We start from the raw sequence: 13946 nt of genomic DNA on the forward strand, positions 1-13946 counted from the left end.
GGTCCGCGGCCGGTGGACGGCGGGACCGCTCACCGGTCGCGCGCCAGACTCGCCGTACGCGCGCCGCCCGGCCCGCGGGGACGGAGGCGGCGCGATGGGCAGCACACGACGGGTCCTGGTGACCGGGGCCAGCATCGCCGGCCCCGCGGCCGCCTTCTGGCTGGCGCGCGCCGGGTTCGAGGTGACCGTCGTGGAGCGGGCACCCGAGCTGCGCGAGGGCGGGCAGAACATCGACGTGCGCGCCACCGGGCGCGAGGTGCTGCGCCGGATGGGGCTCGAGCAGGCGGTCCTCGACCGCAACACCGGCGAGGTCGGCACCCGGTTCGTCGACGAGGACGGATCGGTGCTCGCCGAGTTCGACGTCGACGGCTCCGAGGACTCCGACGGTCCGACCGCGGAGCTCGAGATCCTGCGGGGTGCGCTCGCGCGGGTCGTGGCCGACGCGTGCCCGGAGACCGTGCGGTGGCGCTTCGGCGCCCAGGTCGTCGAGGTCCACGACGTGGCGGACGCCGACCGGGGTGTCGAGGTCGTGCTCGACGACGGCAGCCGCGAGACCTACGACGTGCTGGTCGTCGCCGAGGGCGTCGGCTCGCGCACCCGCGCGCTGGTGCTGGGCGAGGAGCCGCAGGAGGACCCGCTGGGGATGTACGCGGTCTACGGCACCATCCCGCGCACCGACGCCGACGACGACTGGTGGCGGATCCTGCACGCGCCGGACTCGCGGCAGGCCGCGCTACGACCCGACGACGTCGGCACGATCCGGGCCAACCTGAACTTCCTGGCCGACGGCCCGGTGCTCGCCGACCTGGACCACGCCGGTCGGCTCGCCGCCATCCGCGAGCGCTACGCCGGCGTCGGCTGGGAGGTGCCGCGCATCCTCGACGGCTTCGACGCCGCCGACGACCTCTACGTCGACTGGCTGCGCCAGGTGCGCTGCCCGACCTGGCACCGCGGCAGCACGGTGCTGCTCGGCGACGCCGCGTGGTCGCTGACCCCGCTCGGCGGCGGGGGCGCCTCGCTCGCGCTGGTCGGTGCGTACGTCCTCGCCGCCCACCTGGCCGACGTCGAGGAGCCGACCCGCGACGCCCTGGCGAGGGCGTTCGAGCGCTACGAGGAGTGGATGCGCCCGCTGGTCGAGGACGCGCAGGACCTGCCACCCGGCGTGCCGCGCCTCGCCGCGCCCCGCACGCGGGCGGGCGTGCAGGTGCTGCGCTGGGGAGTGCGCGTCGCGGCCTCCTCGCCCGTGCGCGCGCTCGCCCAGCGCGTCACCCGCGGACCGCAGGCCGAGCGGGAGCTGCCGACGCTCGAGGTCTGATCCCGCCTCCGATCCCACCCGACCCGTCCGGCGGGTTCCGGGGACACCGGCGGCCGCGCCCTGCGACGGTGGAGCCCGTGAGCCGGACCTACGCCGACTTCCTCCCGCTGCCGCTGGACGGGTGCCCCGTGCCCACGACCACCTGGTTCGACTGGCGCGGCCGGCGGGTGCACGTCGCCCGGGCGCCGCGACCGGGGGCGCCGCGGGTGCTGGGGATCCACGGGGCGGGAGGCCACGTCGGGGCGCTGTGGCCGTACGCCGCGCTCGCGGCCCGCGACGACGTCGAGGTGGTCTTCCCCGACCTGCCCCTCTACGGCCGCACCGTCGAGCCGCGCCCCGGCGCCGTCCGCTACGACGACTGGATCGACCTGCTCTGCGACCTGGTGCGGGAGGAGAAGCGCACCGACCCGCGTCCGCTGGTCCTGCTGGGCGCGAGCATGGGCGGGATGCTGGCCTACGAGGTCGCCGCCCGCACCGGTCTCGTCGACCACGTCGTCGCGACCTGCCTGCTCGACACCGCCGACCCCGACGCCCGGGCCGCGGCCGCCCGCTTCGGCCCGATGGGTCGGTACGCCCCGTGGCTGCTCGCCGGGTGCGCCGGCCGCAGTCCGCTGGGCCACCTGCGGGTGCCCGTCGGCTGGGTCGCCGACCTGGGCCGGATGAGCCGCGAACCCGAGCTGTCGCGGCTGTGCGCCACGGACCCCCTCGGCGGGGCGACGCGGGTCCCGCTCGGGCTGCTGGCCAGCTGGTTCCGCCACGTGGCGCCCGCGCCGGAGGCGTACTCCGCCTGCCCCGTCACGCTCGCCCACCCCGCCGCCGACACCTGGACCCCGATCGAGCTGGGCGTGCGGTTCCTCGACCGCGTCACCGGGGCGCCGACGCGGCTGGTGCCGCTGGAGGGCTGCGGGCACTTCCCGGTCGAGCAACCCGGCCTCGACGTGCTCGTCGCGACCGTGCGCGAGGTCGTCGACGCGCTTCGCTAGCCTGCCCGTCGTGCCCCTCCACTTCGTCGTCGCCGCGGTGTGCCTGCAGGACGCCGACGGCCGCGTGCTGACCGTCCGCAAGCGCGGCACCGAGCGCTTCATGCTGCCCGGCGGCAAGATCGAGGCGGGCGAGACGCCCGAGCAGACCGCGGTGCGCGAGATCGCGGAGGAGATCGGCGTCGAGCTGCGCGACCTCGCCCTGCTGGGGGTCTTCGAGGGCGCGGCCGCGAACGAGCCGGGCGCCAGCCTGCACTCGACCGTCTTCACCGCGACCACCGACGGCGAGCCCGCCGCGGCCGCGGAGATCGCCGAGGTCCGCTGGGTCGACCCGGCCGCGCCGCCGGCGGGCCTGCCGCTCGCGCCGATGCTGGAGGAGAACGTGCTGCCCCTGCTGGTGCGCCCGTGATCACCGTCGTCGGCATCGGCGCCGACGGCTGGCCCGGGCTGCCCGAACGGCACCGCGCGACCGTCCGGGGCGCCGAGGTGCTGCTCGGCGGCGCCCGCCACCTCGCGCTCGTGCCCGACGCGGCCGGCCAGGAGCGGGTCGCGTGGCCCTCGCCGCTGCGGGCCGGACTGCCGGAGCTGCTGGAGCGGTACGCCGGCCGCGCGGTCGTCGCGCTCGCCTCCGGGGACCCGCTGCTCTCCGGGGTCGGCACCACGCTGGCCGAGGTCGCCGGTGCCGACGCCGTGCGGGTCGAGCCCGCGGTCTCCTCGGTCGCCCTGGCCGGCGCCCGGATGGGGTGGCCGACCGAGTCGCTCGTCGTCGTCAGCGCCGTGGCCCGCGACGTGCGCCGCGTGCTGCGCGAGCTCGCGCCCGGGCGCCGGGTGCTCGTGCTCTCCTCCGACGCCACCACCCCCGCCGACCTCGCCGCCCTGCTCGCCATGAGCGGCTGGGGCGCCAGCACGCTGACCGTGCTCGGCGACCTCGGCGCCGCCGACGAGTCCCGCGTCGAGGGCACCGCCGCCGCCTGGGCGGACGAGCCGCCGGCGTTCCCACGGCTCAACGTCGTGGCGCTCGATGCCCGCGCGGACGCCCCGGTGGTGGTGTCCTGGGCCGCCGGCCTGCCCGACGACGCGTTCGAGCACGACGGCCAGCTGACCAAGCGCGACGTGCGTGCCGCCGCCCTCGCCCGCCTGGCCCCCGCGCCCGGCGCGCTGCTGTGGGACGTCGGCGCCGGCGCCGGCAGCGTCGGCATCGAGTGGATGCGCGCCCATCCCGCCTGCCGCACGGTGGCGGTCGAGGTCGACGCCACCCGCGCGGCCCGGGTGCGCCGCAACGCCGGGCGACTGGGCGTACCGGACCTGCGGGTCGTCACCGGCGCCGCGCCCGCCGCCCTCGCCGCCCTCGGCGACCTCGAGCGCCCCGACGCGGTGTTCGTCGGCGGTGGCGCGACCCGCGACGGCGTCCTCGACGCCTGCCGGGCCGCGCTCGTCCCGGGCGGTCGGCTCGTCGTGCACGGCGTCACGATCGAGACCGAGGCGCTGCTGGCCGCCTGCCACGCCGAGCACGGGGGAGAGCTCGTGCGGCTCTCCGTCGAGACGGCCACGCCGATCGGCGGCTTCCGCGGGTTCACCCCCGCCCGCGCCGTGACCCAGTGGAGCTGGACCCGACCCGCGACGTCCTCCGAGGAGACCCCGTGACCGTGCACTTCGTCGGGGCCGGCCCCGGCGCGGCCGACCTCATCACCCTGCGCGCGGCGCGGATGCTCGCCGCCGCCGACGTGGTGCTCTACCCGGGCACGTACCTCGACGCCGAGGTGCTGGGCCACTGCCGCGCCGACGCCCGCCGCGTCGACACGCAGGACCTCGACCTCGACGCCATCACGGCCGAGCTCGTCGACTCCTCCCGGGCCCGCGCCGAGGTCGTGCGGCTGACCTCCGGCGACCCGTCGCTGTACTCCGCGCTCTTCGAGCAGACCCGGCGCCTCGACGCGGCGGGGGTGACGTGGGACGTCACGCCGGGGGTGCCGGCGTACGCCGCCGCTGCCGCCGTCGTGGGCCGCGAGCTCACGGTGCCGCTCGTCGCCCAGTCCGTCGTGCTGACCCGCACCCAGGCGCGCTCGACCGCGATGCCGGGCGGGGAGTCGCTCGAGGCGTTCGCGGCGACCGGGGCCACCCTGGTGCTGCACCTGGCGATCACCCGCACGCGGGAGCTGGCGGCCTCGCTGGCGCAGGCGTACGGCGCCGACTGCCCGGTCGCGGTCGTGCACCGCGCCTCGCAGCCCGAGGAGCTCGTGCTGCGCGGCACGCTCGGCGACGTCGCGGACGCGGTCGAGGCGGCCGGGCTGCGCCAGGCCGCCGTCATCCTCGTGGGTCGCGCCCTGGCCGGGCCGTCCGCGGCGGGCGCGGGGGAGTCGTACCTCTACGACTCCGAGCGCGACCGCTCGCTCAAGCGCCGGGCCTGAGGGCGGCCCGCACGACCGCCTCGCCCGCCGCGACCAGCGAGGCCGCGGCCTCGGTCGGTCGGCCGTCGAGGGTGCCGGCGACCATCGCGCCGTCGCGCAGCATCTGCAGCTCGTCCGCGGCCCGCTCCGCCCGACCGGCGCTCACACCGAGCTCGATCAGCAGGTCGGCCAGCTCGCCGCGCAGCCAGGCGCGGTGGGTCTGCACGACGCCGCGCACGGGGTGGGTGGGGTCGGCGTACTCCGCCGCGGCGTTGAGGAAGGCGCAGCCGCGGAACCCCTCGACGCAGCTCAGCGTGCCGATCCGCTCGGCGTAGGCGCGCAGCACCGCGGCGGGGTCGCCCGCGTGGGCGGCGCGCGACTCGGCCATCGCCGCGCGCTCCTCGGTGACGAACTCGCCGAGGTAGGCCACGACGAGGTCGTCCTTGGAGCGGAAGTGGCGGTAGAAGGTCATCTTCGAGACCTCGGCGTCCGCGATCAGCCGGTCGGCGCTGACCGCGCGGATGCCGTCGACGTAGAAGCGGCGCCGCGCGGCCGTCAGGATGCGGGAGCGCACCGGGCTCGTGCGCGTCGTGGTCGCCGTCATGGTGCTCCGCCTTCCTGGATACCGGGCTTGTGTTGGTCGTCGGGACCTGCCACTCTGATGTAGACGTACTAGTCACTCTACATCTCCCGGAAGGAGATCGCGATGCCCACCGAGATCAAGTACACGGCGTCCGCCACCGCGACCGGCGAGGGCCGCCAGGGCCACGCCCGCACCTCCGACGGCTCGCTCGAGGTCGACCTGATCCCGCCGAAGGAGCTCGGTGGTGCCGGCGGCGGCGTCGACCCGGAGAAGCTCTTCGCCGCGGGCTACGCGGCCTGCTTCCTCGGCGCGCTCAAGGCCGGCGCGAAGCAGCACGGCATCGAGCTGCAGGACGTGGCCGTGACCGCCGAGGTCGGCATCGGCCCCCGCGAGGACGTCGGCTTCGGCCTGGCCGTCAAGCTGATCGTCGAGTTCGGCGGCGGCGTCTCGCAGGCCGACGCGGAGCGCGCGGTCGAGGTCGGCCACACGATCTGCCCCTACACCCACGCCACGAAGGGCAACATCGACGTCACCACCGAGGTCGACGTCGCCTGACGCCCCCGGCGTACGCCCCACGCCCGCCCGGCCCCCTCGGCCGGGCGGGCGTCGGTGTGTCCGGGCCTCTGGATTACCCGGTTCACCGGGTAACGCTCGACCTAGACCCTGTGTGAACGGGGCAGAGGTCGAGCGAAACGGCACAGGGTCCGGCTGGCGGCGGGTCCGGGGCGCCCTCGCCCGGCCGCACCCACCAATCCGACCCGGCCGGCACGGGCCGGATCTCACCCCACGCTGCGCGGCGTCCAGACCCGTCCGTGGTCGACGCGGGTCGACGAGGCGCCGACGACGAGCAGGCACTTCATGTCCACCGTCGTCGGGTCGAGCGCCCCCAGGGTGGTCACGACGAGCGACTCCTCCGCCCGCCCGACGTCGCGGCCGACGACCACCACGGTCGCGGGGGAGCGCACCTCCAGCAGGACCTCGAGCGCGTCGCCCAGCTGGTCGGGCCGGCTGGCCGAACGGGGGTTGTAGAGCGCGAGCACGAGGTCGCCGTCGGCCACCGCCCGCAGCCGTCGTTCGACGACCTCCCACGGCTTGAGCCGGTCGCTCAGCGACATCACGGCGAAGTCGCCGCCGATCGGGGCGCCGGCGCGCGCGGCCACGGCCTGCACGGCCGAGACGCCCGGCACGACGCGCACGGGCACGTCGGCGTACGCCACGTCGTCGGCCGCCGCGGCGACCTGCGCCTCGAAGACCGCGGTCGCCATCCCGAACACGCCGGCGTCGCCGCCGGAGACCACGGCGACCCGCTCGCCGCGGCGCGCCAGGTCGAGCGCCAGCCGGCCCCGGTCCACCTCGACCGTGTTGCCGCTCGCGTGCCGCGTCAGGCCCTCGCGGTGCGGCACCCGCTTGACGTACGGGGCATACCCCACCACGTGGTCGACCGCCGCGAGCTCGGCGCTCGCCTCCGGCGTCAGCCACGCCTCCGGCCCGGGCCCCAGCCCCACGACGACGACCTCGGCGGGCGCGTCGACCACCGCCGCGGAGGCCGCCGAGGAGGCAGGTGCAGCCGGCGCCCCGGCGGCCTCTCGCCGCCCGAGTCCCTGCAGCGAGTCGCCGGCGACGACGATCAGCGAGAAGTACGGCACCGAGTCCGCGTCCACGTCGACGACGCGCAGGTGCCGCTCGGAGCTCATCGAGGCCCGCTCGACGTAGACGGCGTGCTCGAGGCGGCCCGCGGCGGCCAGCGCGCGGCGTACCGCCGGGAACCGACGCCCGAGCTTCATGATGATCGCGCCGTCGGTGTCGGCGAGGCGTCGCGCGAGCTCGGTCTCCGGCAGGGTGCCGGGCAGGATCGTCAGCACGTCGGTCTGGCGCACCAGCGGCGCCGCGATGGTCGCCGTCGCGGCCGCGAAGGCCGGCACGCCGGGCACGACCTCGGTGGTGAACCGCTCGGCGAGGGCGTCGTGCATGTACATGTACGACCCGTAGAACATCGGGTCGCCCTCGGAGAGCAGCACGACGTCGCGCCCGGCCTCCAGGTGCGCGGCCAGCCGCTGCGCCGACGCGAGGTAGAAGTCCGCCATCGCGCCCGCGTAGCCGCCCGGGTGGTCGGTGGTGCCCGTCGTGACGGGGTAGACCAGCTCCTCCTCGACGGCCCCGGCGGGGATCAGGTCGGCCGCGATCCGGCGCGCGTTGGACGTCTTGCCGCGCCCGGCGTGGTACGCCACCACGTCGGCCGCCGCGATCAGCCGGGCGCCCTTGCGGGTGATCAGCTCGGGGTCGCCGGGGCCGACGCCGACGCCGTAGAACCGGCCCGCGGTGGGCTCGGTGGGCTCGGCCGGCTCGGGCTGCGTGCTCACTCCGCCTCCTGCGCGATCGCGTTGAGCGCCGATGCCGTCATCGCCGAGCCGCCGCGGCGGCCGTGGACGGTGAGGTACGGGACGCCGTGCGCCTCGGCGTACTCCGCCAGCGCCTCCTTGGACTCCGCCGCCCCGACGAACCCGACCGGGCAGCCCACGATCGCGGCGGGCGGCGGGCAGCCGTCGGCGAGCAGCTCGAGCAGGTGGAACAGCGCGGTCGGCGCGTTGCCGATCGCGACCACCGCGCCGGCGACCCGGTCGGCCAGCAGCGAGAGCGCGGCCGCCGAGCGGGTGGTGCCCCAGGCGCGGGCGAGGTCGGCGACGCGGGGGTCGCGCAGCGCGCACAGCACCTCGTTGTCGGCGGGCAGCCGGGTGCGGGTGACGCCCGAGGCGACCATGTGGGCGTCGGTGATGATCGGCGCGCCGGCCCGCAGCGCGGCGCGGGCCGCCCCGACCAGGTCGGGCGAGACGACGACCTGCGGCGCGAGGTCGGTCTGCCCGGTGCCGTGCACCATCCGCACGACGACCTTCTCGGCGTCCGCGGGCACGTGGCGCAGGTCGGACTCGGCGCGGATCATCGCGAACGAGTCGACGTAGATGGCCTGCCCGTCGCCCTCGTAGGCGTAGCGCCGCGTCGGCGCCTGCAGCCCGCCGGTGGCCGCCGCGGGGACGACCGGCACGAGCAGCGAGCGCCACGGCGTCACGACGAGCGGCGCCTCGTCGGCCAGGCCGTCGAGCAGCTCGGTGGCCAGCGCCGCGCCGAGCACCCCGTCGGGCACGGGGACGTGGCGCAGGTCGGGGGCGTCGGGGCTCTCGCCGCGCACGAGGCCGTACGCCGGGGGCTCGGCCGCCGCGGGCACCCGCGGGTCGCGTGGCGCGGTCGGCAGGTCCAGCGGGGTGGTGAGCTCGTCGACGTGCCAGGGCGCCTCGGGGCCGTCGCCGCGGGCGACGACGAACGCGCGGGCCACCTCGAGCAGCGCGGGCACGGCCTCGGCGACCGGCACCGGCGGCTGCCAGTGCCCGTCGCCCCGGCGCAGCTGCACGGTCGCGTCGTCGAGCACGGTCAGCGCCACGTCGGCGGACCGGTCGAGGACGTCGCCGCGCCCGTCGTCGAGCACCATCAGGAAGCGGGCGGACAGGCCGGCCAACGCCGGGTCGGCGCACAACGCCCGGTCCAGCTCGCGGGCGGTGGGACGCAGGTCGAGGCGCCCGCCGGTGATCCCGGTCAGCGGCGAGACGAGCACGTTGCGGACCAGCTCGTGGCTGGGGGAGGGCAGCAGGCCGGTGTGCGCGATCGCGCCCGCCACGTCCTGGCGCAGCGCCCCGGTCCCGGTCAGCGGCAGGGCGCGCAGCTGCAGGTTGGCGCGGCGCGTCAGGTGCAGGTCGCCGTCGCCGTGGGCCGCCGCGACGCCCAGCAGCGCGCGTACCTCCCCGACGCTCACGGCGCCGCCGACCAGCCGCAGGCGCACCAGCCCGCCGTCCTCGGCGGGCCAGGGCCGGCTCACGCCGGGGCACAGGTCGGTGCGCGTGCGGGTCATGCGTCCTCGCTCGGTCCGGGGGCCCGTGCGCGGGGCCCCTGCTCGACCAGGTGGCGGCTGCCACCGGGTGCCAGCAGGTCTTCGGACTCGGGGTCGTCCGGGCCGGGGACCTTCCCGGGAGCGGGCTCCCAGTGGCGGCACGCGGACGTGCCCCGACCCGTCGCCCTCACCGCTGCGCGTCAGTCCCGGAGTCGCACCGGGTTCCCTGACCCCTCGGGGGTCGACTGGCGCACGGACCCTACCAACCGTCCTCGGTGACGAAGTCCGCGAGTGGGCGCGCACGGGTCCAGCCGTCGATCTCCAGGCTCGGGCGGTCGGGGAAGGCCGGCACCGGGCCGAGGCACAGCACGGCCACCGGCTCGGCCCCCGCGGGCATGCCGAGCAGCGCCGCGAGGTCGTCGGGCACGAACAGCGAGACCCAGCCCATGCCGAGGCCCTCGGCCCGCGCGGCGAGCCAGAGGTTCTGGATCGCGCAGGCCACGGAGGCCAGGTCCATGTGGGGCATCGTGCGGCGGCCGAACACGTGCGGCTCGCGGCCCTCGCGCAGCGCCACGACCAGCAGCTCGGCGCACTCGCGGATGCCCTCCACCTTGAGCCGCAGGAACTCCGCGGCGCGCTCGTCGAGGGCGGCCGCGGTCGCGTGACGCTCCGCGTCGACCAGGGCGTGCACCTGCTCGCGCAGGGCGGGGGAGACCACCCGCACGAAGCGCCACGGCTGCATCAGCCCGACGCTGGGCCCGGCGTGGGCGGCGGCGAGCAGCCGGGCCAGCACGTCCTCGTCGACGGTGGCTCCGGGCACGAAGCGGCGCATGTCGCGCCGCTCGCCGATGACGCGGTAGACGGCGGCCCGCACCTCGGCGGGGTACGCGTGGTGGTCGGGGTCCGCATCTCGAAGGGCGTTCACGGCGGGCGAGGTTACTGCTAGGTTCCCCCTGCCAGTCGTGCTCACCACGAGCCAGGGAACCCGGTGCGAATCCGGGACTGACGCGCAGCGGTGAGGGTGACGGGCGGGGCACGCACACGTGCAGCCACTGGGAGCGCAGCTCCTGGGAAGGCGCTCCGTCCGGTCGATCCCGAGTCCGAAGACCTGCTGGCCGCGCTCGTCCGCCACGGACGGTCGCGTCACACGTCCGCATGGCTCCGCGACCGAGCCACGACACGAAGGATGGCCATGTCCACCCGTGCTCGCCCCACCCTGCGTCCCGCCCTGCCCCTGACCGCCGCGCTCGCCTGCGGGGTCCTGCTCGCCGGTTGCGCGGGCGCCCCCGCCGCCGAGGACCGCGCCGCCGCGGGCGACCCCGACCTGTTCCCCGTCGAGGTCACCGCCTGCGGCTTCACCACCACCCTCGAGGCACCGCCCGAGGCCGCCGTCACCCTCAACCAGGGCGCCACCGAGGTCCTCCTGGCCCTCGGGCTCGAGGACCGGATGGCCGGCACGGCCTACCTCGACGACCAGGTCGCGGACGCCCACGCCGCGGCGTACGACGAGGTGCCCGTGCTCGCAGCGACCTACCCGAGCCGGGAGGAGCTGCTCGGCGCCTCGCCCGACTTCGTCTACGCCTCCTACGTCTCCGCGTTCGGCGACGAGGTGGCCGGCTCGCAGGACGAGCTCGCCGAGGGCGGCGTCGCGTCCTACCTCTCGCCGTTCGGCTGCCCCGACGCCTCCGACGTGGCCGCCACCAGCTGGGACTCGGTCTGGTCGGAGGTGGAGGCCGTCGGCGACGTCTTCGGCGTGCCAGAGCGCGCCGCCGAGCTGCGCGCCACCCAGGAGCAGACGCTGACGGACCTCGAGGCCGCCGCGGTCGGCGCGGGCACCCGGGTGTTCTGGTTCGACTCCGGCGAGGACGCCGCCCTGGCCGGCGCCGGCGACGGTGGCCCGCAGCTGGTCGTCGAGGCGACCGGCGCCGAGAACGTCTTCGCCGACGTCGAGGGCAACTGGTCCGAGGTGCCGTGGGAGGACGTCGTCGCCGCCGACCCCGACGTGATCGCGCTCGCCGACGCCTCGTGGTCGTCGGCCGAGGAGAAGATCGCGTTCCTCGAGGCCGACCCGGTGCTGAGCGAGCTGCGTGCCGTGCGCGAGGGCGCGTACGTCACGGTGCCCTACTCGGCCTCGACCCCGGGCGTACGCCTCGCCGAGGGCGCCGCGACCCTGGCCGAGGGCCTCGAGGCCCTCGGCGCGCAGGGCTGACCGGGTTGCGACGACCTGCGGCGGCGCCCGTCCTCGTCGTCGGCCTGCTCGTGCTCGCCGCGACGATGACGTACGCCCTGGGCCGCGGCTCCGTGGACGTCCCGGCCGACCGCGTCGTGGCCGTCGTCGCGCGGCGCCTCGGTCTGGGCGAGCACGGCGTCACGCTCGCCGAGGACCAGATCGTGTGGCAGCTGCGGATGCCGCGGGTGCTGGCGGCCGCGGCCTGCGGCACCGTGCTGGCGCTCGTCGGCGCGGTGTTGCAGTCGCTGACGCGCAACGACCTCGCGGACCCCTACCTGCTCGGCATCTCCGGCGGCGCGGCCGTCGGCGCCGTCTCGGTCATCGTGCTCGGGATCGGCGTCGGCGGGCTCGTCGGCTCCGCCGCGCTGGCGCTCGCGTCGTTCCTCGGGGCCCTGGGCGCGCTGGTGCTGGTGCTGCTCCTCGCCGTCGGGCGCGGCGGCACGCTCGACCCGACCCGCACCGTCCTCGCGGGCGTCGCGGTGGGCCAGGCGGCCGCCGCCTACACCTCGTTCCTGGTGATGGTGCACGGCGACTCGCACTCGGCCGACCGCGTGATGCGCTGGACGCTCGGCTCGATCGCGCGGGTGCGCACCGACGACGTCGCCGTGCTCGTGGGCACGGCGCTCGTCACGGTCGTGGTGGTGCTGGCCTGCGCCGGCAGCCTCGACGCCTTCGCGTTCGGCGAGACGGGCGCGCGCAGCCTCGGCGTCGACGTGACCCGCCTGCGCTGGCTGCTGCTGGCGGGCTCCGCGCTCGTCGTCTCGGTGCTCGTCGCCCACGTCGGCGCGATCGGCTTCGTCGGGCTCGTGGTGCCGCACGTGGCCCGGATGGTCGTGGGGCCCGGCCACCGGGCGCTGCTGCCGACGACCGCGGTGGCCGGCGCCGTGCTGCTGGTCTGGGCCGACACCGGCGCCCGCACGCTCGTGGACGGCACGGAGATCCCGATCAGCGTCGTCACCGGCATCGTCGGCACGCCGCTGTTCGTGTGGCTGCTGCACCGCTCGCGACGCCGGAGCATGGCGTGAGCGGCACGGGCGACACGAGCGGCGGCGCGGCCCTGCGCGCGGAGGGCCTGACCTGGCACGTCGGACGCGGTGCGCAGCGGCGCACCGTCTTGGCCGACGCGGCCCTGGACGCCCCGGTCGGCACCGTGACCGGGCTGCTCGGGCCCAACGGCTCGGGCAAGACCACGCTGCTGCACCTGCTCGCCGGGCTGCGGCGACCGTCGGCGGGCACGGTCCGCATCGGCGACGACGACCTCCACGCCCTGCGGGCCGGCGCCCGGGCCCGCCGGGTCGCGCTCGTGGAGCAGCACGCGGAGACCGGCCTCGACCTGCGGGTGCGCGACGTCGTCGCCCTCGGCCGCACCCCGCACCGGGGACGGTTCGCGGCCCCCGTCGACGACGACGCGACGGTGGGCGGGGCCATGCGGTTCACCGACGTGGACCACCTCGCCGACCGGGCCTGGCCGACCCTCTCGGGCGGCGAGCGGCAGCGGGTCCACCTCGCCCGCGCCGTGGCCCAGGAGCCCGAGGTGCTGCTGCTCGACGAGCCGACCAACCACCTCGACCTCGGTCACCAGCTCGACCTGCTCGCCCGGGTCCGGGCCCTCGGGGTGACCGCGGTGGCCGCGCTGCACGACCTCGACCTGGCCGCCGCGCACTGCGACCGGCTCGTCGTCCTCGACGCCGGACGCGTCGTGGCCGCCGGCCCCGCCGCCGACGTGCTGACGCCCGACCTGGTTGCGCGGGTGTGGGGCGTCCGCGTCGACGTCACCGAGGTCGACGGCCGGGTGCGCGTGCGGTGGTGGGGCCGGTGACCGCCGCCGTGCCGCCCGTGCCACCCGTGCCGGACCTGCCGCCGGGGGAGGTGCGCCTGCTCGTCGGCATGTCCGTGCGCGAGGCCAGCCACGCGGGGCGGATGGCCGCGATGGCCGACGCGCTGGGGGCGCAGGTGGCGTACCTCCAGGTCGGCGATCCGTCCCTCTCCGCCGCCCTGACACGTCTCGCCGACGAGGGCGTCGAGCGCGTCGTGCTGCTCGGCGTCAGCCTCGGCACGCTGGCGCCCGCCAACTCGTGGCTGCGCCGCATCGCCGGGCACTGGTGGCGCGAGCGCGGCGAGACCTCGGGGCACCGTCCCGTCGTCGCCGTCGCCACCACGCTGCTGCGCCACGAGTCCGACCTCGAGCTGGGAGTCCTCGACGTGACCCGACCGATCCACGGCGCCGAGGCGCCGCTGACCTCCGCGGCCTGGGAGGACGTGCCCGGGCACCGGCACCACGTCCTGGTCTGCCGCGGGCCGCGCTGCTCGGCGCAGGGCGCCGACGCCACCGCGGAGGCCCTGGGTCGTGCGCTGCGCGCCCGCGACCTCGGCGACGACGACGTGCTGGTCACCCAGACCGGCTGCCTGTTCCCCTGCAACCACGCGCCGGTGGTGTGCGTGCAGCCGGACGACAGCTGGTACGCCCGCCTGGGTGCGGACGACGTCGACGCCCTGGTGGACTCCCACCTGGTCGAGGGCGTCCCGCTCGCGGCGAAGCGCCTGGAGCGGCGACGGCCCGAGCAGCCCTGACGG

General features: G+C 76.8%; 14 protein-coding genes and 2 riboswitches. Of the genes, 10 read left to right on the forward strand and 4 right to left on the reverse strand.

Going from position 1 to position 13946, the window contains the following annotated elements; all coding sequences use genetic code 11:
• Nucleotides 1-94: 94 nt before the first annotated feature.
• From RDV89_RS14350 to RDV89_RS14370, 5 genes are all read left to right on the forward strand, one after another.
• Nucleotides 95-1315: an FAD-dependent monooxygenase gene (locus tag RDV89_RS14350; RefSeq protein WP_315733830.1), complete on the forward strand. Its 1221-nt coding sequence runs from the start codon at nt 95-97 to the stop codon at nt 1313-1315.
• Between the two features lie 77 nt (nt 1316-1392).
• A complete protein-coding gene (locus tag RDV89_RS14355; RefSeq protein ID WP_315733832.1) occupies nt 1393-2298 on the forward strand; it encodes an alpha/beta hydrolase in 906 nt (301 codons plus the stop codon).
• 10 nt (nt 2299-2308) lie between these two features.
• The gene (locus tag RDV89_RS14360; protein ID WP_315733834.1) at nt 2309-2704 is read left to right on the forward strand and encodes an NUDIX hydrolase; all 396 of its coding nucleotides are present in this window, start codon (nt 2309-2311) and stop codon (nt 2702-2704) included.
• On the forward strand, nt 2701-3939 hold the full coding sequence (gene cbiE / locus RDV89_RS14365) for a precorrin-6y C5,15-methyltransferase (decarboxylating) subunit CbiE (protein WP_315733836.1): 1239 nt from the start codon (nt 2701-2703) through the stop codon (nt 3937-3939). The genes RDV89_RS14360 and cbiE overlap by 4 nt, the downstream gene beginning before the upstream one ends.
• Nucleotides 3936-4703: a cobalt-precorrin-4/precorrin-4 C(11)-methyltransferase gene (locus RDV89_RS14370; RefSeq protein WP_315733838.1), complete on the forward strand. Its 768-nt coding sequence runs from the start codon at nt 3936-3938 to the stop codon at nt 4701-4703. The genes cbiE and RDV89_RS14370 overlap by 4 nt, the downstream gene beginning before the upstream one ends.
• Here RDV89_RS14370 and RDV89_RS14375 read toward each other — a convergent pair.
• Nucleotides 4687-5286: a TetR/AcrR family transcriptional regulator gene (locus RDV89_RS14375; protein ID WP_315733840.1), complete on the reverse strand. Its 600-nt coding sequence runs from the start codon at nt 5284-5286 to the stop codon at nt 4687-4689. The genes RDV89_RS14370 and RDV89_RS14375 overlap by 17 nt on opposite strands.
• A gap of 102 nt (nt 5287-5388) precedes the next feature.
• Here RDV89_RS14375 and RDV89_RS14380 point away from each other — a divergent pair, with 102 nt between their 5' ends.
• Entirely contained in the window at nt 5389-5820 is a 432-nt protein-coding gene (locus RDV89_RS14380; RefSeq protein WP_315733841.1) for an organic hydroperoxide resistance protein, read from the forward strand.
• 224 nt (nt 5821-6044) lie between these two features.
• On the opposite strand, the gene RDV89_RS14385 is transcribed toward RDV89_RS14380, so the two are convergent.
• The 3 genes from RDV89_RS14385 to bluB all read right to left on the reverse strand — a co-directional run bounded on the left by RDV89_RS14385 (nt 6045) and on the right by bluB (nt 10067).
• Complete coding sequence (locus tag RDV89_RS14385) at nt 6045-7625, reverse strand: precorrin-2 C(20)-methyltransferase (protein WP_315733843.1); 1581 nt, start codon at nt 7623-7625, stop codon at nt 6045-6047.
• The gene (locus tag RDV89_RS20250; RefSeq protein ID WP_315733845.1) at nt 7622-9163 is read right to left on the reverse strand and encodes a precorrin-8X methylmutase; all 1542 of its coding nucleotides are present in this window, start codon (nt 9161-9163) and stop codon (nt 7622-7624) included. The genes RDV89_RS14385 and RDV89_RS20250 overlap by 4 nt, the downstream gene beginning before the upstream one ends.
• A 55-nt stretch (nt 9164-9218) precedes the next feature.
• Nucleotides 9219-9407, reverse strand: a riboswitch (cobalamin riboswitch).
• The gene (bluB, locus tag RDV89_RS14395) at nt 9402-10067 is read right to left on the reverse strand and encodes a 5,6-dimethylbenzimidazole synthase (RefSeq protein ID WP_315733847.1); all 666 of its coding nucleotides are present in this window, start codon (nt 10065-10067) and stop codon (nt 9402-9404) included. It overlaps the preceding riboswitch by 6 nt.
• 15 nt (nt 10068-10082) lie before the next feature.
• Nucleotides 10083-10272, forward strand: a riboswitch (cobalamin riboswitch).
• A 62-nt stretch (nt 10273-10334) separates the two neighbouring features.
• On the opposite strand from bluB, the gene RDV89_RS14400 reads away from it, so the two are divergent.
• From RDV89_RS14400 to RDV89_RS14415, 4 genes are all read left to right on the forward strand, one after another.
• Nucleotides 10335-11351, forward strand: a complete 1017-nt coding sequence (locus RDV89_RS14400) for an ABC transporter substrate-binding protein (RefSeq protein WP_315733849.1) — start codon at nt 10335-10337, stop codon at nt 11349-11351.
• A gap of 65 nt (nt 11352-11416) precedes the next feature.
• Entirely contained in the window at nt 11417-12397 is a 981-nt protein-coding gene (locus tag RDV89_RS14405) for a FecCD family ABC transporter permease (protein ID WP_438823288.1), read from the forward strand.
• Nucleotides 12394-13191, forward strand: coding sequence for an ABC transporter ATP-binding protein (locus RDV89_RS14410; RefSeq protein WP_315733853.1), 798 nt, complete (start codon nt 12394-12396; stop codon nt 13189-13191). The genes RDV89_RS14405 and RDV89_RS14410 overlap by 4 nt, the downstream gene beginning before the upstream one ends.
• A complete protein-coding gene (locus RDV89_RS14415) occupies nt 13188-13943 on the forward strand; it encodes a (2Fe-2S) ferredoxin domain-containing protein (RefSeq protein WP_315733855.1) in 756 nt (251 codons plus the stop codon). The genes RDV89_RS14410 and RDV89_RS14415 overlap by 4 nt, the downstream gene beginning before the upstream one ends.
• The last annotated feature ends 3 nt before the right edge of the window (nt 13944-13946 follow it).

Source organism: Nocardioides imazamoxiresistens (assembly GCF_032378595.1).
In the GTDB taxonomy this organism is placed as follows: Bacteria; Actinomycetota; Actinomycetes; order Propionibacteriales; family Nocardioidaceae; genus Nocardioides; species Nocardioides imazamoxiresistens.